The 22,115-nt window shown below is 43.6% G+C and carries 13 protein-coding genes and 1 tRNA gene; 7 read left to right on the forward strand and 7 right to left on the reverse strand.

Annotated elements, in window-relative coordinates; translation table 11 throughout:
- Window positions 1-23 precede the first annotated feature (23 nt).
- The 4 genes from V7K36_RS19390 to V7K36_RS19405 form a co-directional block, all read right to left on the reverse strand.
- Entirely contained in the window at window positions 24-5,819 is a 5,796-nt protein-coding gene (locus V7K36_RS19390) for a trifunctional serine/threonine-protein kinase/ATP-binding protein/sensor histidine kinase (protein WP_335118344.1), read from the reverse strand.
- A 73-nt stretch (window positions 5,820-5,892) separates the two neighbouring features.
- Window positions 5,893-12,216 (reverse strand): ATP-binding sensor histidine kinase, encoded by a 6,324-nt coding sequence (locus tag V7K36_RS19395; protein ID WP_335118346.1) that lies wholly within the window; start codon window positions 12,214-12,216, stop codon window positions 5,893-5,895.
- Window positions 12,217-12,283: 67 nt separating this feature from the next.
- Window positions 12,284-12,484, reverse strand: coding sequence for a hypothetical protein (locus V7K36_RS19400; protein ID WP_335118348.1), 201 nt, complete (start codon window positions 12,482-12,484; stop codon window positions 12,284-12,286).
- A gap of 333 nt (window positions 12,485-12,817) precedes the next feature.
- On the reverse strand, window positions 12,818-13,552 hold the full coding sequence (locus tag V7K36_RS19405) for an MBL fold metallo-hydrolase (RefSeq protein WP_335118350.1): 735 nt from the start codon (window positions 13,550-13,552) through the stop codon (window positions 12,818-12,820).
- Between the two features lie 193 nt (window positions 13,553-13,745).
- Here V7K36_RS19405 and V7K36_RS19410 point away from each other — a divergent pair, with 193 nt between their 5' ends.
- A complete protein-coding gene (locus tag V7K36_RS19410) occupies window positions 13,746-15,266 on the forward strand; it encodes a site-2 protease family protein (protein ID WP_335118381.1) in 1,521 nt (506 codons plus the stop codon).
- Window positions 15,267-15,424: 158 nt separating this feature from the next.
- Here V7K36_RS19410 and V7K36_RS19415 read toward each other — a convergent pair whose 3' ends face one another.
- From V7K36_RS19415 to V7K36_RS19425, 3 genes are all read right to left on the reverse strand, one after another.
- Entirely contained in the window at window positions 15,425-15,991 is a 567-nt protein-coding gene (locus tag V7K36_RS19415; protein WP_335118352.1) for a phycobiliprotein lyase, read from the reverse strand.
- 75 nt (window positions 15,992-16,066) lie between these two features.
- Window positions 16,067-16,747: a HEAT repeat domain-containing protein gene (locus tag V7K36_RS19420; RefSeq protein WP_335118354.1), complete on the reverse strand. Its 681-nt coding sequence runs from the start codon at window positions 16,745-16,747 to the stop codon at window positions 16,067-16,069.
- Window positions 16,748-17,517: 770 nt separating this feature from the next.
- Window positions 17,518-17,602: transfer RNA gene (locus V7K36_RS19425), tRNA-Ser, on the reverse strand.
- Window positions 17,603-17,708: 106 nt separating this feature from the next.
- On the opposite strand from V7K36_RS19425, the gene V7K36_RS19430 reads away from it, so the two are divergent.
- The 6 genes from V7K36_RS19430 to V7K36_RS19455 all read left to right on the forward strand — a co-directional run bounded on the left by V7K36_RS19430 (window position 17,709) and on the right by V7K36_RS19455 (window position 22,084).
- Window positions 17,709-18,077 (forward strand): 2Fe-2S iron-sulfur cluster-binding protein, encoded by a 369-nt coding sequence (locus V7K36_RS19430; RefSeq protein ID WP_334828665.1) that lies wholly within the window; start codon window positions 17,709-17,711, stop codon window positions 18,075-18,077.
- Complete coding sequence (locus tag V7K36_RS19435; protein ID WP_335118356.1) at window positions 18,067-18,648, forward strand: thermonuclease family protein; 582 nt, start codon at window positions 18,067-18,069, stop codon at window positions 18,646-18,648. Before V7K36_RS19430 ends, V7K36_RS19435 begins: the two co-directional genes overlap by 11 nt.
- 94 nt (window positions 18,649-18,742) lie before the next feature.
- Window positions 18,743-19,555 carry an inositol monophosphatase family protein gene (locus V7K36_RS19440; RefSeq protein ID WP_334828661.1) on the forward strand — a complete coding sequence of 271 codons (813 nt, stop codon included), beginning with the start codon at window positions 18,743-18,745 and terminating at the stop codon, window positions 19,553-19,555.
- Window positions 19,556-19,697: 142 nt separating this feature from the next.
- Window positions 19,698-20,669 carry a J domain-containing protein gene (locus tag V7K36_RS19445; RefSeq protein ID WP_335118358.1) on the forward strand — a complete coding sequence of 324 codons (972 nt, stop codon included), beginning with the start codon at window positions 19,698-19,700 and terminating at the stop codon, window positions 20,667-20,669.
- Window positions 20,669-21,883 carry an ATP phosphoribosyltransferase regulatory subunit gene (locus V7K36_RS19450; RefSeq protein ID WP_335118360.1) on the forward strand — a complete coding sequence of 405 codons (1,215 nt, stop codon included), beginning with the start codon at window positions 20,669-20,671 and terminating at the stop codon, window positions 21,881-21,883. The genes V7K36_RS19445 and V7K36_RS19450 overlap by 1 nt, the downstream gene beginning before the upstream one ends.
- On the forward strand, window positions 21,884-22,084 hold the full coding sequence (locus tag V7K36_RS19455; protein WP_335118362.1) for a hypothetical protein: 201 nt from the start codon (window positions 21,884-21,886) through the stop codon (window positions 22,082-22,084). It abuts the gene before it with no gap.
- The last annotated feature ends 31 nt before the right edge of the window (window positions 22,085-22,115 follow it).

A 22,115-nucleotide genomic window follows, 5' to 3' on the forward strand; every position in this document is an offset into this window, starting at 1 on the left:
GACAACAACTGCGATTTTCTCGCTTATGCCGACAACGGTAGCCGAATCGCAAATTCAGTTCCTTCGCCAAGTTGAGAATTCACCTCGATCGCTCCGCCATGTTTTTCCACAATAATTTGACGGGCGATCGCAAGTCCTAATCCTGTTCCTTTCCCAACAGCTTTGGTAGTAAATAAATGGTCAAAAATCTTTTCTTTGACTTGTTCATTCATTCCCTTACCATTATCATCAATGGCAATTTTAACTAGATTATTCTCTACTGAGGTTGTAATTTTAATGCAGTTATAATTGGCTTTAATTTCCTCAAAACTGCGCCACTGATTAGATTCTTCTAATGCATCAATAGCATTAGCTAGAAGATTCATAAATACCTGATTTAATTGACCTGGGAAGCATTCTACTTCAGGTAAATTACCATAGTTGGTGACAACTTCAATGGCGAGACGTTGTTCATTTGCTTTCAGACGATGTTTGAGAATGAGAATGGTACTATCAATACCTTGGTGAATGTTAAATGGTACTTTGTAGTCTTGATCGGCACGAGAGAAAGTTCTCAAACTGGTGCTGATATTTTTTAGCCTGTCACACGCCATCGACATGGAATCAATCATCTTGGGTAAGTCTTCTAAACTATAATCCAAGTCGATTTCTTCGGCGTGTTCAATGATTTCTTCACTTTTGTTGGGTAAACTTGATTGATATAGTCCCAGATGTTCAACAAGATCAGCGATGGTAGGTTTAGCAAGTTTTAGACTAGCAGCAATAAAACCAAGGGGATTATTCATTTCGTGAGCTACACCAGCAATTAAATTACCCAAAGCAGACATTTTCTCACTTTGCACCATTTGTAATTGGGCGTTTTGCAGTTCTTCCTCCGCCCGTTTGCGATCGCTAATATCCAACAATAATCCATCCCAAACTACTGACCCATCATTTTGTTGGAGGATACGGGCTTCTCCATGTATCCACTTGATGATTCCCGATAGCGTGACAATTCGCCCTTCCCAGCACCAAGGGTTTAGTGTTTGCACCGACTCTGCAATCAATTGCTGATGATGTGCAGCATCCTCTGAATGTATTCTCTCTATGAGAAGCTGCACGTTGGCCATCGCCTGCTCTGCTGTAATCTCGAACAAGTTGTAACAATCGGCACTAATGTAGAGCATTACCATCGTGCCATCAGCAGCGATGTGAAACTGATAAACTACGCCAGGAACATTGTCTACCAGATTATAGAAGCGAGACTGAGTAGTATTCAACTCATCAAGCGATCGCTCTAGCTGTTGGGCATATTCTAGCGATTGCTCAAACAGTCGGGCATTTTCCAAAGAAATGGCGGCTTGAGTGCACAGGAGATTTAGTAGTTCAACGCGATCGCTTGTAAACGCCCCCGTCGCTAAATTATTCTCCAGATATAAAATACCCAGCAACTTGCCTTGATGCAAAATCGGGCTGCACAAGATACTCTTGGGCTGCTGACGAATAATATACGGGTCATTAGCTAAAGTCGGATCGGCACTCGCATCAAGCAGCACAACAGTCTGCTTGTTGTGCTTGACTTTATAAATTAGCTTCAGGGGAATATCCTGACTGTCCTCAACCAGAAGGCGCTGCAACACAACTGGCTCCGAACCCTCAATAATTGACCCTTTGATCAGCAGGTGTTCGTCTCGCAAGAGCATTAACACGCACTTATCAGCTCCGGCATTTTCAATGACGATAGAAAGCAACGATGAAAGCAGTTTTTCCAGTTCGATTTCGCTTGAGATAGTTTGGGAAGCTTTGAGAATTGCAGCTAAATCTAAAGCCACAGAGACACTGCTACTGCTGGATGTGGCGGAACTAGTCGAAGTAAGAGTTCCCAAGGTGAAGATGGTTTCGGTCGTGGAGAGGGGAGAATAGGTTTTCTGGAGTATAGGAGCCAGCAGTTGCGGATAGCGTCTTTCTAGGTCAGCAACCTTGGTTTTAGCACCCCAACGAGCATAGCCGTAGTAGGCTTCGGTCATATATTCCTGAGCGATGCGCTGTTTGCCCCAGTTGAGATAGAATTTAGCAGCCAGTTCGTTAGCTAAGGCTTCCTCTTGGATATAGCCGTGTTCTTTAGCAAGAGCAATGGCGCGATCGTAGTGTTCGATCGTTTCCTTGTAATCTCCCAGAACTCGGCAAATTTCAGCTTTGACGAGATGAAATTTGTGAAGAATATTCATTGGGGCATGATTAGCCCAGGCTTGCAATTGATTTTGATTCTCCTCGACTTGATTGAGATATACCGAGCGTTGTGCTGGTTCTAAAGTTTGGGCAAGTCCTAATAATGCCAGGGAGAAATAAAAGTTATGAACTGTGGTATAGATTTTACCAGTTACAAAGGCAATGTAAGTGTTCGCTTTGTTTGCATTTTCAATGGCTTTCGCGTAATCACCTTTGAAGTAGTAAAGTTGACATTTGGCAAAGTAAGCAGCAAACAAAACTATATTTTGTTGCTTCTCTTTCAAGTACTGAAATGTATCTTCCTCATTGAGATTTGCAAGGCTAATCAGTACATCTCCATCAGAGAAATCTTTTAGGTTTAATCCTATTTGTTGCCAAATTGCAATTTCATTATGTACATGCTCAATGTTGCGGCTGAGATTTTTATATTTTTTGTGTATCTCATCTACATCATCAAGAAATGCACCTGTTAGAAAATAATAAATGCAGTAATATTTCAAGCCGTACAGGGCATATTCTACATCCCCAGTGTCTAATCCGCTTTGAACGGACTCTAGCAAACCATCAATGGTTGCGGAAACTGGCTCTTTCCAGCCACATACATGTGCATAGAAGAGTTGATATACCTTACTTTTCAGGAAATGAGCATTGTATTTCTCAAGGATTTTGAGCGAAAGCTGACCAAATTGGTAACCCAATTCAATATTATCCATAAACCCACAGAGTAAGACACCATACAAACCGTAGGCAAAGGCCGCAATCGGTGAATTACCATGCTGATTGCATAGTTTGAGCATGGTAAGGGTTACTGGCAACATTAATTCGGGTTGGTTGGTATAGGCAGCAGGACAGACCGAAACTAGAATTTCCATTCCTTTGAGCTTTGCGGGATCACTCATCTTCGGTAAGTTCAATAGTTGATCAAAATCAACACTGGTAAGAGGTTCGTATTCTAATTTAATGCCTAATAGGTTTATGGCAAGTAAGGCTACATCGATTGCTATCTGAGGTTCTCCACAGACAATATTCATTCGCATCTTTAGCTCGTAGGCTGCACATCGATCGAGTAAGTTATCCGTTTGATCAAGAATTGTTTCAATTAAATGAGATGCTGATTCAAAATGGCCTGAAATAGTTTCAGTTTCTGCTCTTTGTAGAAACAATTCCAGTGATAGCTGATACTGCTTCTTCCAAAAATCTGTAGCTAACAAATCAATACCAGTAGCAAAGTAGTTAGAGGCAGCTTCATAAGCAGTAGAGTTTCTTGCTTTATTTCCTGCGGTCAAATTTAATTGTGCAAGTTCTTCACGTTTCGAGGGATCAACAATGAATGAACTGCCGATGTTAAGATGGCCAACAATTTCAAAAAGCTGCTGTTCTTGATCTGCCTGTGAGAGATTCTCTAGGAGCAAGTTTCCAATAAGATAATGAGTGAACTGTTTTTGCTCTTCTGGAATCAGCGAGTAGGCGGCTTGCTGAACGCGATCGTGTAAAAATTTGTATGTAACAGTCTCAATATTTTCCGGTGTACGTGCAAGAGTTTCTTGCCCAACATAAAACTTATAAACATCACCCTGCGGTAAAATCAACCCTTCTTGTAATGCTTTCCACAAATCAGCAGCCGTCTCAATTTCCGATTGTTCTGAAACAATTGCCAAAGTTGCTAAATCAAACTGATTACCAATACAAGCAGCTAACTGCAATATGTGTTGAGTTGATTCAGGCAATCTTCGTAATTGAAATGCCATAAAAGCGACAACGTTATCTGTAATTGCTTGAGTCGTCACCTGTACAATGTCACATTGCCAACAGGCTAATTCAAAATCAAATTGAATCAGATGTTCTTGATACAATGCTTTGAGAAACTGTGTAGTGAAAAATGGATTCCCTTGAGTTTTTTGATAGACTAATTGAGAAAGAGGCGATGCCAAAGTTTCTGTAGATTTCAGGGTATCAGCAACTAGTTGATTCACTGTGACTTGACTCAGTGGTGCTAAAGTAATCGTATTAATTGTGAAGAGTGTTTTTTGCATCTCGCTCAAAGTCAACATCAATGGATGTCCTGGGTTAACTTCGTTATCACGATACGCGCCAATTAACAAAAGATGACCTGTATCAGCCATTAATAGCTGCATTAACTTCAGTGATGCCGAATCTGCCCATTGTAAATCATCTAAAAACATCACTAATGGATGTTCTAAGCTGGTAAAAACTTGGGTAAACTTTTGAAACAATAAATTAAATCTATTTTGTGCCGCATTTCCTGATAATTCTATGGCAGGTGATTGTTTACCAATAATTATTTCTAGTTCGGGGATAACTTCAATAATTACTTGTCCATTTTCTCCAACAGCCTCTAATATTTGGTTTTTCCATTGCTGAATCTGTGCATCACTTTCGCTTAATAATTGTGCCATTAAATCTCGGAATGCTTGCACAAATGCCGAAAAGGGAATATTCCGTTGAAATTGGTCATATTTTCCTTTGATAAAATAACCACGTTGCCGCACAATTGGTTTATGAACTTCGTTAACAATCGCAGTTTTACCAATTCCTGAAAAGCCAGCTACCAGCATCATTTCTGTTGCACCAAGGCTAACTCGCTCAAATGCTTGGAATAGAGTTGATACTTCTGTTTCCCGTCCATAGAGTTTGTCGGGGATAATGAAGCGATCGCACACATCCTGCTGCCCAATCTCAAATCCCTTAATCTTACCAGTTTCTTGGAGTTGAGATAAACAATTTTCTAAATCAAATTTCAGCCCTAATACATTCTGATAGCGGTCTTCAGCATTTTTCCCCATCAATTTCATCACGATGTCACAGAGAACTTGGGGAATAGGAAAATCAACCTCACCCCAACCCTCTCCTTGGTAAGGAGAGAGTGCTTTATGGGGGTGAAGTTTATTCATATTTGGCGGAAGTTTTGCAATATGACAATGTACTAACTCCATCGGGTCGTTTGACTTGAACGGTAATTCACCAGTCAGTGATTCGTAGAAAGTTACACCTAAAGAATAAAAATCAGTACGATAATCAATTCCCCGATTCATTCTTCCTGTTTGTTCTGGGGAAATATAAGCAAGTGTCCCTTCTAAGACATTGAGATTGATTAGTGTTTGGGTTTCCCGTGGTAGTAAAGATGCAATACTGAAGTCAATTAATTTGACTTGTTTGGTTTCGGGATTAATTAAAATATTGGCGGATTTAATATCTTTATGAATAATCCGCTCTCGGTAGAGTACATCTAAGATATTGCACAGTGCGATCGCTATTTCTAAAAACTCCATCAGAGATTGTCGGGTTCCCCTCACTCCCCATTCTTTCAGAGAGATCCCCCCAAAGTCTTCCATTACGAGCGCATAGCCATTTTGGTAAGGTTCCAGGCTATAAGTTTGGATGATTAGCGGTGAGTTGAGATTTTTGGCAATGGTGTATTGATTACGAAACGACAGGAGTTCGCTGAAACTCGGATAAGGATTTTTCAGCAGTTTAATCACTACTGGTAATGAGTCGGTTTCTCGATACCCTCGATAAACTAGGGTTCTGGAACCATTGTAGAGTTCTTCACTAATGCGATATCCGGGAATACTGACAAGAGTGCTAACCATATTGCTAAATCCTTAAAGCTTCCAGATTTAGTATTCCCAGATATCTGAAGTTATTTACCAAAAAGAGCAAAAATTATACCGGAATTTCAATGAAAAATTTTGTTCCCTCACCGATAACAGAGTTGAAACTCAATTTGCCACTATGAGTTTCTTCAACGATTTGACGGGCGATCGCAAGTCCTAATCCTGTTCCTTTACCAACAGCTTTTGTCGTAAATAAATGGTCAAATATATTTTGTTTGACTGATTCATTCATCCCCTGACCATTGTCAGCAATGGCAATTTTAACTAGATTATTTTCTACTGAGGTTGTAATTGCAATCCAGTTATGATTGGCTTTTATTTTTTCAAAGCTACGTCCATGATTAGATTCATCTAATGCATCAATAGCATTTGCCAGTATATTCATGAATACCTGATTTAATTGACCAGGAAAACATTCTACTTGAGGTAAATTACCGTAGTTGGTGACAACTTCAATAGCAGGACGTTGCTCATTCGCCTTCAGACGATGTTTCAAAATCAAAATTGTGCTATCAATGCCTTGGTGAATGTTAAATGGTACTTTGTAATCTCGATCAGCGCGGGAGAAAGTTCGTAAACTAGTGCTGATATTTTTTAGGCGATCGCACGCCATCGTCATGGAATCAATCATCTTAGGCAAGTCTTCTAAGCTATAATCCAAGTCGATGTCTTCAGCATGGTTTTTGATTTCATCACTTCCATTGGGCAGGCTTGATTGATAGAGTTTTAAGTGTTCAACAATATCAGCGATCGTAGGTTTAGCAAGTTTTAGACTGGCAGCAATAAAACCGAGGGGATTATTCATTTCGTGAGCTACACCAGTAACTAAGTTGCCCAGTGCAGACATTTTTTCACTTTGCACCATTTGTAATTGGGCGTTTTGCAGATCAGTTAGCGCTTGTTGTAAATCAAGTGATTTTTGCTGCAAGGCAAGTTCAGCAAGTTTGCGTTCGGCTTCAAGCCGCGCCCTTTCGCTAATATCTCGCATCACAACTACTGCACCGACTTTGTTACCCAAAGGATCGAAGATTGCTTGTCCGCTTGCTAACAAAATTTTCTTAGAACCATGCTTCGGCGCAATTACCATTTCGGCATTTTCGACTATTTCCCCTTGCAAGGCACGAAACAGAGGGATTTCTGTGATTGACAGAGGTGTTTGACCATCAGGTTGATAAAGATCGAAGTGTTCTGCCCATTCTTCTGCTAGTAATGATTCCACTGGTAAGCCATGAAACTCACGAGTTGCATTATTGAATAAGGTTAACTTGCCACTAGCATCACAAACAACAATTCCATCGGTAATATTGTGAATGATCGCATTCAAGAACTCTCGTTCTTTGGCTAGAGATGCTTCGGCCTGTTTGCGTAAGCGAAGCTCCTCGTAGACATCGCTAATATCAATCACCACCCCATCCCAGACGATTGTGCCATCGGCTTGTCGCTCTGGCCTAGCAGCAGCTTGAATCCATTTCACGGTTCCTGAAGGCTGGATAATCCGCCATTCTTCCTTAAACGGTGTCAGATTTTGGGCAGAGTAGGTGATCGCTTGGGTAATAGTTGGTTGATCGTCAGGATGATTCATGGCGTAAAGGCTATCTGTCCCTGTCATCACCGACTCTGGTGCTAAACCATACAAGTCCAGGCAGCCAGAGCTAACATAGGGTGTTGAAGTTGAACCGTCGGCCGTCAGACGAAATTGGTACACCATACCAGGAATATTATTCGCCAAATTTTGGAAGCGAGTTTCACTAGCCTGCAATTTTGCTAGAGATTGTTCCAACTGTTGAGCATAGTTCTGGGAATTTCGATAAAGTCGGGCATTTTCCAAAGAAATGGCAGCTTGAGCGCAAAGTAAGTTCAGCAGTTCGACGCGATCACTGGTAAAAGCTCCGGTTGTCAGGTTATTTTCCAGATACAATATGCCTAGCAACTTACCCTGATGCAAAATCGGGCTGCACAAAATACTCTTGGGCTGCTGTTGCTGAATATACGGGTCATTGATTAATTGCAGATGCACCGTGGCATCAACAATTACTGCTAGTTTTAAGCTACGTTTGACAGTATTAATTAAGCTAACTGGCAGATCAATAGAGTCTTCAACAGGCTGCGGGTTGAGCAACATTGGGTAAAAATCGACCTGGGCAATTCGCTTGTTCTGTAGAAATGTGACACCAAGGGAAAGCTGTGCTAAAGCCTGAATTAGCAACCGACCTGACTCCAAAAGCATGAACACACATTTATCTGCTCCGGCATTTTCAATGACGATATGCAACAATAGCGAGAGCAGTTTTTCGAGTTCGATTTCGCCAGAAAGGGTTTGAGAAGCTTTGAGAATGGTAGCTAAATCTAAAGCAACAGAGACGCTGCTGCTGCTGGAAGTGGCAGAACTGGTGGAGGTGACACTCTCCAATCTGAAAATGGTTTCGTTAGTTGAGAAGGGAGAACGGGTTTGCTCTAAGATGGAGGCGAGGAGTTGGGGATAGCGTCGTTCCAAGTCGGCGACTTTGGCTTTAGCGCCCCAACGAGCATAGCCGTAGTAGGCGTTCGTCATGTATTCCTGGGCAATCCGCTCTTTGCCCCAGTCGAGGTAAAATTTAGCTGCTAGTTCATTGGCCAGAGCTTCTTCTTGGATATAACCGTTTTCTTTGGCTCCTTGGATGGCGCGATCGTAATAGTCGATTGCTTCTGCTCGATTGCCCAAGACCCGATACTGCTCTGCTTCTACCAAATCGAATTTGTGTCTAAAATTCATCGGTGCATGGGTTGCCCAGTAGTTGAGTTTTTCTTGGTTAGCAGCGATGCATTCCTTTATTTGCTGCTGTTCTGGGGCTGAGAGTTGCCCAAACCATGCTATCAGGGCTAAAGACTCATAGAAATGAAAGATGGGTACATATAGGAAAGCAAGGACAGCATCCAAATACTGTCTTGCTTGCCCAGCATGTTCTGTGGCTTGTTTAAACTCTGAAAACAGATAGGACACAACCAGTTTGTTAATCCACAGCAATGCTAATCCGGTGCGATCGCCCCCTGCTTCATGTAATGGAAGTTGATGCTGTTCATTGTAGGCTGCACCGCTCAACACCACCACGTCATCCGCATCCCCGATTAAATTGAGCAGAATTTGTCGAATCAACTGGGAATAAGTCAGAGTTATATTTTGCTTGAGGCGCTTGAGCGCTTCACAATATCCGGCGACTTCCGACTCCAGTTGCGTTAAATTCTGTCCTGCAAAATAGGAGTAAAAACTGTAGTTATACGCAGAGTAGCCCGCGAAAGCCAAATCGCCCACATCTAAACAACTACGATAGGCAATCTGCAAGGGGTCTAATGTCTCACGCAGGTGCATTTTCCAATGCCTTGTGTACACACAGGCTAGTAATAAAGTTTTCCCCTTCAATTCGGAATTTTGATAAGAGACTAGCAGGTCGAGGGCTAACTGACCGTATTCATAACCTAATTCAACCTTTCCGAACACACCACACATCAATATTCCATAAGAGACATAGCTAAAGGTCGAGGTTGATTCATTGCCATACACGACAGACAGATAAACCTTTTTTAAAATCACCAGTAAATACAGCAGTGGCACAGACAGATAAGCGCAGGGTGCTACCGATGTCAAAATTCGAGCCGCCGCCAGGATGTTTGCATCCCTTGCTTGGCTGAGGTTGAGTAACTCGGCAGGTAACCGCTCTCCAATCACATCTGAGACGGTATTAAAGGCAGCTGTCACATCCTCCTGAGTAGGCGCTGCGGGCAGTTCCACTCCCAATTGCTTTAAGATGGCAAGTGCCGCCGCAATCGCTTGGGCAAACTGACCTTGGGCAGTGAATGCCTCAATCTCCACCTCATAAACGCTGATTTGATCTAATGGGGTTTTGGACTGGTTCAGGACAAGGCGGGCATTGGCTGCCATTTGCTCTAAATCACCGCTCAGATAGGCGGCTTCTGTAGCAACTTGGTGGAGTGCTAGGGTCAACTCATACTGATGCTGCCAACTGTTTTGGACGAGTAACCCAATGCCCACCTGGGCATATTTGCAGGCGGCAGTATAGGCGGTGGCCGATTTTGCCTTGCGACTTGCCATCAGGTTAAATTGCGCCAATGTTTGACGTTCTGCGGATTGGGTGATTGATTCAGCTGCAACATTGAGTTGACTGACGATTTCAAAAATGCGTTCTTCCCGTTTGCTTTCGGGGATGTTACTCAGGAGTAATTGTCCAATCTTCAGGTGAACAGGTTGTTTTTCATCGGCGGGAATTAGGGAGTATGCCGCTTGTTGCACCCGGTCATGTAAAAATTTATATGCAACAATCTCAGCATTTTCTTGGCGAACTGGCTGATGTCCTTCCCCAACATAAAACTTATAAACTTCACTTTGGGGTAAAATCAAACCTTCCTGCAAGGCTTTCCATAAACTTGCAGCCGCTTCGATTTGGGATTGTTCAGAAACGATCGCCAACGTCGCCAAATCAAACTGATTGCCAATACAGGCTGCCAGTTTCAAAACATCTTGAGTGATGTCGGGCAATTTCTGAAGCTGTTGGGCCATAAATTCCACCACATCATCGGTGAGAGCAAGCGATCGCACTTGCCCTACATCACACTGCCAGAAACCTGTCTCCCAATCAAAGGTAATCAGCCCATCTTCATACAGCGCTTTCAAAAACTGAGTCGTGAAAAAGGGATTGCCTTTGGCTTTTTGATAAACTAACTCTGTCAACGGCAATGCCAGTTCAGTTGCACAAGTGAGGGAGTCGGCGATTAAATGATTCATATCTGCTTGACTCAAGGGAGCTAGGGTCAGAGTGTTGACACCTGAGGATGTCTTTTCGATTTCATCTAGCGTTAACATGAGTGAATGAGCCGCAAACACTTCGTTATCGCGGTATGCGCCAATAATGAATAGATAACCGCGATTGCTTACCATCAACACCTTCAGCAAATTGAGCGATGCCGAATCTGCCCATTGCAAATCATCAAGAAACATCACCAACGGATGTTCTGTTGTGGTGAAGACTTGAATGAAATTTTGGAACAGCAGATTAAAGCGATTTTGTACAGCACTGCCCGATAGTTGGGCGATCGCAGGCTGTTTGCCGATTATCTGCTCCAATTCAGGAATCACCTCGATCAGGACTTGCCCGTTCTCTCCAACTGCCGCTAAAATCTTGCTCTGCCATTGCTCCAGTTGGGTATCACTTTCACTCAGGAACTGTCCCATCAAATCACGAAAGGCTTGCACAAAAGCAGACAGAGGAATGTTGCGGTTGAACTGGTCGTACTTACCCTTGATGAAGTAGCCGTTCCACCGGACGATCGGCTTATGCACTTCATTGACAACTGCGGTTTTGCCAATGCCAGAGAAACCTGCCACCAGCATCAGTTGGGAATCACCATTGGCAACATGACCAAATGCTTCCAGTAACGTCTGCACTTCCGATTCGCGTCCGTAGAGTTTTTCGGGTATGAGAAAGCGATCGCTGATATCGCGCTGTCCCAATTCAAACCAGGTATGCTCGCCTGTTTCTCGCCACTGTTCTAGGCAGGTTACAAGGTCATGTTTAAGTCCTAACGCACTCTGATAGCGGTCTTCAGCATTCTTTGCCATCAGTTTGCGGACAATCTCGCCCAGCATCAAGGGCAAATCGGAATTCAAATCGTAGACCAAGGGTGGAAGCTTTGCAATGTGGGAATGCACCAACTCCATCGGGTCATGGGACTCAAAGGGCAGTTGTCCGCTCAATAGTTCAAAGAAAGTCACACCTAATGAATAGAAGTCGCTGCGGTAGTCAATGCCCCGGTTCATCCGTCCGGTTTGCTCTGGGGAAAGATACGCTAGTGTTCCCTCCAGTCCGTTGATGCTCTGGATTTCCTGGGTTTCTCGTGGTAAAAGCGAGGCAATACTGAAGTCAATCAGCTTAATTTGTTTCGTGTCAGGATGAATCAGAATGTTGGCTGGCTTAATGTCTTTGTGAATGACGCGCTGTTGATGTAACAGGTGTAGCGTGTCTAGTAGTTGCAGAGCAATCGCAAGGAATTGCTCTAAAGTCAGTGGTTTTCCTTGGGTAAATTCTCGTAAAGCAATGCCACCAAAGTCTTCCATGACTAGGGCATAGCCGTTGCGATAAGCGTCTAAGCTGTAGGGCTTGATGATGCTGGGAATATCTAGGTTTTTAGCGATCGCATATTGGTTGCGAAACTGGATTAATTCACTGAAGGTAGGGTATTCTCGTTTTAAGAGCTTGATCACAACTGGTAAGCGATCGCCTTCTCGAACTGCCCGATACACTTGAGTACGAGAACCTGAATAAAGTTGCTCTATGATTTGGTAGCCAGCGATCGTTACAGTTCCATCAACTTTTGCGCTCATAAACTTTTCCGAGAATTCTTGTGTACTAAGGTTAGAATTCCCAGGACAATATCTTAGTTAACAAACGTTACAAAACTTGCATTAGACAGCAAAGCACTTTAGTAGATGTGGCGATCGCTTTTTCTTTAGTCCGCAGAGGCCGACTTTGCCTGTGTAGCTGCGTTCGCGTCAGCGTGCCGGAGGCTCTATTCCATTCGCCCATCTTGTGGGGTCGGCATCCTGCCCGCCTTTGGCTACGGTGTACACGCAATTTCCCGTTAAGTCTCATACATAGTCCCTGAAATACCTCACCCTGGTTTTACGTAGTAAAACCTGTCCCTCTCCTTAGTAAGGAGAGGGATTAAAGATAGAACAGGGTGAGTTTTAGAGGGCTTTTGAGTAATCAGATAACTTGCAATACGGTTCGGTTAAGATCCCCCCGCCTACGGCGACCCCCTTAAAAAGGGGGTAAAAGATGGTTATGAGCAAGCCTTTTTAAGGGAGCCAGCGCGGTCTTGGGGTCTCCCCAAGCGGAGCGACTGGCGTGGGTTGGGGGGATCTTCGAGGAATAAACACCTTAACCGAACCGTATTGGGATAACTTGTGTGTACACCCTAGACCTCTAAAGTAGGGGCTGTATCCGCAGCAATGCTGGTAAATCCAGAGATGCGAGATGTTGATAAGCTTGATCTATCATCCGCTTGCCTCTAAGAAAGCCGGTATTAGCTCCAGGACAAATGTAGCGGAGAGTTTCTGGTGTAAAACGTTCTAACAAGAAGCGAAGACTGTTAATTTGCCTAGGCCAGTGAAAGGTTTTCGCTGTCCGTAATGGTACTGCTTGACCCTGCTGGTTAGGAACTAAATGGCGACCAGAAAACAAGATACCTCCAAATTCCCTGTAGTAGAGGCAAGATGAGCCGGGAGAATGGCCTGGTGTCCAAATCACTTGTGTAGCGGCATCGAGAGTAAATTCCTGCCTAAAGGTAGTTACAGTTAAACTTGGTAATAAATAAGCTTCTTGCTCTTGAACCAGCACCTCGCAGCCAAAGGTTTGCTGAATTTCAGCAGTTTTGCCAATAGCACCTCGATGGGTGATAAATAACCAACGCACGCCTCCATGCGCTCCTAAAAAATCTTGATTTGTTTGGTCTAGAGCAGGGCAATCTATGAGGATATTGCCTTCATTTCTTACAATAAAATAAGAGGTTCCTCCTAATGTGTCCCGACTGGGTGGAAAGACAAAAATGCTCTCTTGGGCGAAGTCCGATTGCAGAGAATCTCCGCTAGGAACTTCGTCAGGAAAGACAGCCCGTGGTGGCTTAGTTGTATGACTTGGCACTTGAGGTAAAGGGCACATGATCAAATAACCGAAACTGAGAAGTTGTGAACAATCTGGTTACAGTGTGGAAATTCTGAAGAATTGAAACTTGAGCGTTAACCAACCCTGTTAACCGTTGTGAATAAAATTGGGGTTTCAGCTCTACCTTGTAGTTAATGCTATGGTGCTGAAGCTACTAGTGGGGCGTTTTGTCCAAATTACTAAAGATAATATGGCATTTTGGTTTCTGTTTATCCTCCTACTGGGGCTAGCTACTTATCTAATGGTGCAGCACAGCGTCGCTCACATCACCCGGACGCCAGTATGGTTGTTGTGGCTGGTTTTAATGACACCAGCATTTCTGTTGAGTGGATGGACGCTGATGTACGGGGCGAAACAATCTCCGCCGCCAGCGCTGATTATCTGGTCGTTATTTGTCTGCACACTGTTGTACTGGACATTGTTTCAATGGGGGCGTCAAACGCCAAGAGATACACAGACCGAAGCCCAAGCTCAAGCCTCAGAATCACAGCCGACTATCCAGCCTACCCCAGAACCAATAGTGCGTCCCATTGAGCTAACGGAAGAAACCCAACTACGAAATTGTTTTCCTTGGTCTGTATACTACGTTCAAAATATTGAGTATCGACCACAAGCTGTGATTTGCCGTGGTCAGTTACGAACTAAAGCCAGCAACGCCTATCAGCAGATTAAGACTAATATTGAAGCACAATTTGGCGATCGCTTTGTGCTGATCTTTCAAGAAGGTTTAAATGACAAACCTTTCTTTGTGCTGGTTCCCAACACTCAAGCTGCTAAAGAGAGAAATACACCACCACGCAACCAGGAACGGTTAACTCGACCCGGATTAGCACTTCTGCTGCTAGCAGCTACTTTGCTAACTACTACCTTGGTGGGAGTAAAAAATGCTGGTGTTTCTCTGCCGCCTATCTGGGAAATTGGCTCTTTGTTCAAAGTTCTATCTAACCAAAATGTCCTATTCAAAGGTTTGCCCTATGCCTTAGGACTGATGACAATTTTGGGCATTCATGAATTGGGGCATTATTTGACAGCTAAATTTTACAATATTCGCTCGACGTTGCCTTACTTTATTCCCGTGCCTTTCTTCTTGGGAACTTTTGGCGCATTTATTCAGATGCGTAGTCCTATTCCTAACCGCAAAGCTTTATTTGATATTAGTATCGCTGGGCCAATTGCAGGTTTTGTTGTTACCTTGCCATTACTAATATGGGGCTTGGCTCATTCTGACGTGGTTTCCCTGAATGAAAAAACCCGAGTTTTGAATCTTGATGCCCTTAATCCCAAGTATTCAATTTTACTGGCGCTACTCTCGAAGTTGGCCTTGGGAAGCCAGTTAACAGCAAAATCAGCCCTTGACTTACATCCAGTTGCAGTAGCTGGTCTTCTGGGATTAATTGTCACAGCTTTAAATTTAATGCCTGTGGGACAACTAGATGGAGGTCACATTGTCCATGCGATGTTTGGACAACGAATTGCAATGGTAATTGGTCAAATTGCTCGCGTGTTGTTGCTATTACTTTCTTTAGTTCGGGAAGAATTTTTGGTGTGGGCGATTATCTTATTATTTATGCCGTTGGTTGATGAACCAGCGCTGAATGATGTGACAGAATTGGATAATGTACGTGACATTTGGGGATTACTGGCAATCGCTTTGTTGATTGTAATTGTTTTGCCATTACCGCAGGCGATCGCTAACTTTTTGCAAATTTAAAAAGTATCAATGCAGCGAGAGAAATATATCTAAATTTTTTCCCAACTATGGAATTAACCACAGTTTGGTATTTTGTAATTTGAACTTGTTCCCCAGTCAAATAATCTGGTAGGGTGCGTTATGGACATTAGTCCTAACGCACTGGCTGCCCTACAAAACTAACTAGATACTGAATTAGCCGCCTCGGAAGCCTTCGCAGCTGGTGGAAAGCCACCCATACGAATCTCAGAAGTGAAGGAAGTGATACTAAGTCCACCAAAATTTTTCAGGACATTTACCCGCATTCGCAAATTGGGGCTAGCAAACCACAGGCGCTCCTCAGAACTCATGGTTTCATCCTCTGTAATTAGGGTCAAAGCACCATCAGTATCAATTTTATAGCGTCCGGCAACTGGAGTTTTATCGGCATCAACTATTTCTCGTAGTAACTTGCCTTGAGCAGGATTATCTGCATCAGGTACCGAAACTAACACAGTTGAACCACTGTGTTTTGCTTGATCCTTTTCCATTGTGCCGTTCCAAGTAATTTTGGTAGCACAAGAGGCAGAACTAAGATTAATTTTGTACTGTTGACAGAGTTTAATCACCTCTGGATCATCTACTGGCAGTGTCTCAATGATGATGTCTGACTTGCTATTTTCAGATTGGTTAAAAGCCAAATGTTGACTAGTACGATGAGAAAACCATTTACCAGCACTTAACTGAAAAAACTCTTCAATATTCATGAATGAAATTACCCTGCCTCAAAATGCTAAAATTCCCACTTGATTATGATTAAAATCTAGTAGGAAACTTTAATATTAAGCTTGATTGGCTATTTCCTCAAGCTTCTTCAGTCCAATCCTGGCTGCCTCAGCAACGTTGAAATGATTGTCTTTTTCCAGGTATTTTAAAGCTGAGACACTCTTGGGAGTAGGAAGATTTCCCAAAGCTTCTGCCAAACGCTGCCTTACTAACCAATCATCTGATTGAGCGAAGCGCAGGATCTGATCGACAGATTCAATGTCTTGAATTTCTCCCAGTGCAGAGATTGCAGCTTGTTGCAACACTACTTCTTCGCTATCCAATGCCCGAAGAAGAATTTGACGCGCACGGGGGTCTTTTATGTTACCTAGAGAAACGGCTGCACTAAAGCGTACTAACCAATCAGTATCTTCATAAAATGCCCGTGAAAGAACCTCAAAGGCTCTGGGATCACCCAAATATCCTAAAGCACCTGCGGCATCAGCGCGTATACCATAATCGGGGTCATTTTCGAGAATTCTTACCAAAATTGCATAACATTCTGCCGTCGGCTTGATTCCAAGGGCAAATATTGCCATCGATCGCAGTTGCAAAGATTCGTCGTCTAGTACCTTTTTAATCAAAGGGACTGCATCCTCAGGGGAAACATGACGCAGATTTGCCAGGGCTACCATGCGATCGCGTAAATTCGGACTCTCTAACTGAGTAGAAATTTCTTGTAAGCTTAGAGTTGCCATTTAGTTCAAAGCGTTTTCTTTACTTAATCTTAATTTACCTGATCCATTCATTAGGCTGTCGCCACAGTGAGGTAGGAGTTTGGCGACTTTACAAAATGTCTCAATTATGAGTGAGAAATAAACAAATGTTACAAAGAAAGGCAGGAGGCAGTTCTTGCTGAAGGCAGGAGGTTAGAAATATAGACCTCTTGCATAAATCAAAAATAAGAACCCCACCCCGCCAAAGCTACGCTTTGTCTCTCCTCTCCGCTTGCGGGGAGGGGTTGGGGGTGGGGTGTTAGGGACTTTTGCAAGAGGTCTTATCAATTAAAACTTTAGTTGCTGGGTTATTGCCCAGTTTAAAGAAAGAATTATACCTCGCGCTGCGTGTCTCGGTATAAAGCGTCCTTACTTCAATCCCACTATGAGTAAGGGTGGGTTCCTCTACCTTGAACTGCCTTCGACCTCCTGCCTCCTGAATTCCGGCGAGATTGTGTATTGAATTCAGCAGTCAGATTTAACACTAAGCTGCGCGTAGCTTGCTTAAGGGACTGACAAATAAAAAAACATCCCAAATTTTCTTCTGGGATGGGTGTCCTCACCCGTCCTATATTCAGGGCGGGCAGGATGCCCACCCCACAAGATGGATAATTTATTTCTTGTCAGTCCCTAAGAGCAGGATTACGCTTAAAGCAATCTTAAGAATATATTTGGCAATATTCTGCTATTTTATAAACCGGACTATTTGTATAAGTCTGGATCAAACTATATATTTAAACTAGGTTTGAGAACGGAGAGGGAGGGATTCGAACCCTCGTTAAGTTTCCCTAAACACACTTTCCAGGCGTGCGCCTTCAACCACTCGGCCACCTCTCCAGGTGCCACAAGTTACGATCATACTATAAAATCGCAGAGAATGCAAAGATAAAGAAAGATATTTTAGATTGAATCTGAAAGTCCCAATCCCAAAACGCAAATCAAGATGTCCCGTACATACACAATTAGAGTTCGCGATCGCGCCACTGGCAAAACATACACCCTAGAAGTCCCAGAAGATCGCTACATCCTGCATACTGCCGAAAGACAAGGGGTGGAACTACCGTTTTCCTGCCGCAATGGGGCTTGCACCACTTGTGCTGTGAGAGTGTTGTCGGGAGAAATTTACCAACCAGAGGCGATCGGATTGTCGCCACATTTACGTCGGCAAGGTTATGCCTTATTGTGTGTGAGTTATCCCCGTTCTGACTTGGAGGTGGAGACACAAGACGAAGATGAAGTCTACGAACTCCAGTTTGGACGCTATTTTGCTAGGGGAAAAGTTAAAGCGGGTTTACCGTTAGATGAGGAATAAACAATTCAAAATCACCAAAGTTGTGATGCCTGTGCGTCTTGGTGACTGGGTGCGAAAAATAGCGATTTTGGCTTGCTTACTGCTCTTGGTAAGTTGCCAAGGTAAAAACCAGCTGCCAAACAATGAGGCTCAAGTGAAAGTAGCGCGGGTAGTTAGTGGGCAAAGTTTGGAAGTGTTAGGCATGGCTGAACAACCAAATTTGATTTCCCAAGTGCGGTTAGTTGGTGTTGATGCACCAGATTTGCGACAGCGGCCTTGGGGAGAAGCAGCAAAAGAACAGTTAGAGGATCTAATTGGTGGTGCAGAACAATCGGTAACGCTGGAGTTTGATTTAGAAGCAAAAGACAAAATCGGGCGAACTCTAGCTTATGTGTGGAAAAATAAGGTGTTGTTGAATGAACAATTAGTCAAACAAGGGAATGCAATGTTTGTTGGGCGATCGCCTAACCACAAATATGACCAGCGTTTAGAACGTGCCCAACAATGGGCTAAACTCATGGGGCAAGGAATCTGGAACCCAGAAAAACCCATGCGCCTCACTCCCGGCGAGTTTCGCCGCCAAAATCTTTAATTAGTGCTGAGTGCTGAGTGCTGAGGGGGAGAGTAGGGGAGTGGGGAGTAGGGAAGAGTTTTCCCAATGACAAATGACTAATGACAAATGACTAATGACTAATCTACAAATTTTTCTAGATATTGCTACGGAAGCGGCCTTAGCTGCTGGTACTATTTTGCAAGGTTACTTGGGTAAGTTAGAAGATGCAATTATTGAAAAAGGACGCCCTGGTGATTTAGTCACCGTTGCTGATAAAGCCTCAGAAGAGTTGATTTTAGAAATTTTGCGTCGCCACTTTCCTCAGCACTCTATCCTTGCTGAAGAATCAGGGAAATTAGGTAATCAAGAGAATGAATACCTCTGGGCAATAGATCCTCTAGATGGCACAACCAACTATGCCCATCAATACCCATTTTTTGCCGTTTCCATCGGGCTGTTAATTAATGGCGTTCCGCAAGTTGGTGTAATTTATGACCCATTTCACAATGAGCTATTCCGTGCGGCTGCTGGCTTGGGAGCAACGCGCAACCGTCATCCCATAAAGGTTTCGGTAACATCTGAACTGAGCAAAAGCCTACTAGTGACAGGATTTGCCTACGATCGCCGCGAAACCTCTGATAACAACTACGCAGAATTTAGTCACCTCACCCATCTTACCCAAGGAGTCAGACGTAGCGGTTCCGCATCGCTAGATTTGGCATATGTTGCCTGTGGACGTGTCGATGGTTACTGGGAACGGGGACTTGCTCCTTGGGATATTGCCGCCGGGATAATTTTGGTACAAGAAGCTGGGGGCAAAGTTAGCGCCTACGATGGCAATCCCGTCAAAATTGAATCAGGTAGAATTCTGGCCACAAATAGTTATATTCACGACTCCCTCAGTAGCGAACTTTTACAAGTTCCGCCACTGTCAGCGTGGGTGTGAGCGGAGTGGGGGAGAAAAACTATTAGATTATTGCCCAATGCCCAATGCCCAATGCCCAATGACTAATGACTAATGACTAATCACTGATCAACCGAAGTAAACTAGAAAGAATCTAACTGCTCCTTTGGTGCAAGAGCTCTGTATGTCTTTCAAAATAGATCGTGGACTATTTAAATATGATTTCATAGATCATCACGCTATATTGTGCGTTCCAGTTGATGCAGATGTCAAAGAGATTCGCAAACGTTATCTCCAAATCGCCCGCCGTTTGCACCCGGACAGTAATCTTACTGAAAGTGCGGCTCAAAAACAGCTAGGGAACGAATTGTTATCAAAGCTGGTTAACCCGGCTTACGAAAAACTGTTTGGCGATCGCACTCGCCCGGAATATATTATAATTTTGTCGCAAATTGGCAAGCGCTTAGTACAAGAGTCTACTTCGGTAACTCTAAACACCGATTTGGCTAGACAGTTAGCTGATGCCCCTGCTCCTAATCTCGATCATTTCTATAAAAGTGCGATCGCTAAACTAGCCCAAACCCAATATGATTCTTTAGAACAAGCTCTGCAAGTCATTGGCCAAGTTAGTGAGTTGAATTTAGTGTATTTAATGCGGAGTGCCGGCAAATCATCCACAGCGCCGCCACCTGCTCAACCCAAAGTCCAATCAGATACGCCTCAGCCAAATACAGCAAAAAATACACCACTAGCATCAGCATCAGCACCAGCGCCACCAAAAGAAGACTCGGTTATAGAACAATATGTTCGTCGCGCTCAATCTTTGATTGACAAAAACCAATTTGCCCAAGCCAAAGTAGAGTTGCAAGATGCCCTAAAGCTAGAACCTAAAAATAGTCGCTGTCATAGCTTAATTGCAATGGTGTATTTAAAGCAAAATCAGCTAAAAATGGCAAAAATCCACTTCGACAACGCTCTAAAATTAGACCCCAATGACGAACCGGCTCTGCAATGGAAACCTAAAATAGATAAAGTTTTAGGACAACAACATAGTGATCATAAGGTGACTTCATCCCCCAATAATAAAGATAAGCAACCAGATAAATCTGGAAGTGGCGGTTTGTTCGGTGGTCTGTTTGGTGGGAAGAAAAAATAATGGTGTATCAACCAGCATCGGGAGCCAGGGATTTATTGCCCTTGGATGTGGCGAAAAAACGCTGGATTGAAGATCGGTTACAGCAGGTGTTTCACCGTTGGGGATATCACAGGATTATCACCTCGACTTTAGAACGCATGGATACTCTGATGGCAGGGGAAGCAATCCAGCGCCAGATGGTGATTCAACTACAACAAAATGGCGAAGATGATGAGTTAGGGCTACGTCCAGAATTAACAGCATCCATTGCTCGCACCGTTGTGACTCGAATGGCAGATGTAACTTATCCGCAACGGTTGTACTACAACGCCAATGTGTTTCGCCGCACTTGGGAAAGTAGACATAATCGCCAACAAGAGTTTTATCAAGCTGGGGTGGAGTTGTTAGGTGCTGGCGGATTGCTAGCGAATGCCGAAGTACTACTGTTAATAGCAGATTGTTTAGCAGCACTGGGTTTGCGGAAATGGCATTTAATTTTAGGTGAGGCGGGAATTACCCGATCGCTCCTGAGTGCCTTTCCTGCTAATTTACAGGATAAAGTTCGCAGTGCGATCGCTCATCTTGACCGCATTACTATAGATAGTTTACCCCTAAGTGATAAACTGCGCGATCGCGCCCGAATCATGCTCGATCTGCGTGGTCATAGTGCAGACGTGTTACAAAAAGTTAGTAGTTTCGATCTAGATGAAGAACAGCGAGAGGCAGTGAATAACCTCAAATCCCTAGTAGAATTACTGGAATCAGAGAGAAAATTTCCGTTAATCCTCGACCTCAGCCTGATTCAGACCATAGATTACTACACTGGTATTGTATTTGAAGTTGTCAACCATACTGAATCTCAAGCCAGAGTTTTAGGGCGCGGTGGTCGCTATGACCAGCTTTTGGGGCTATATCATCCTCAAGGTGACAACATTCCCGGAATTGGTTTTGGACTGAGTATCGAAGATTTATACCAAGTTCTGTTGTCTACTCAGCAATTACCACAAAAAACTCCAGCGAGTGACTGGTTGGTAGCAGCAGAGACAGCGAGTGCTAACGCCGCCGCCTTTGTCTACGCGCAAAAACTTAGAGATTCTACTGATTTGGTGCGAGTAGAAATTGATTTGGGCGGAAGAGATGCAGACGCTATTCGCCAATATGCACGCGATCGCAGTATGGCCCAAATTGCTTGGATCAAAGCTGATGGCTCCCCAACCATTGAATCATTGCGTTAAGTGAGTTGGGGATTGGACATGGGGTTGGGGCATTGCTTTATCTCCCCCATCTCCCCACTCTCCACTCCCCAGCTACGCGACCTAGATGATACTGTAATTTTAAAACCTGCTGTAGCAGCTAATGCCGAAGTTATTGTAACTGGCGATTTAGATTTATTGATGCTGAGAGAATTTAACAAAATTCCCATTTTGAGATTTTAGCTAATAAGCTAGCTATCCGAATACTTTATTG

The sequence above is a fragment of the Nostoc sp. genome (assembly GCF_036919555.1).
Lineage (GTDB): Bacteria > Cyanobacteriota > Cyanobacteriia > Cyanobacteriales > Nostocaceae > Nostoc.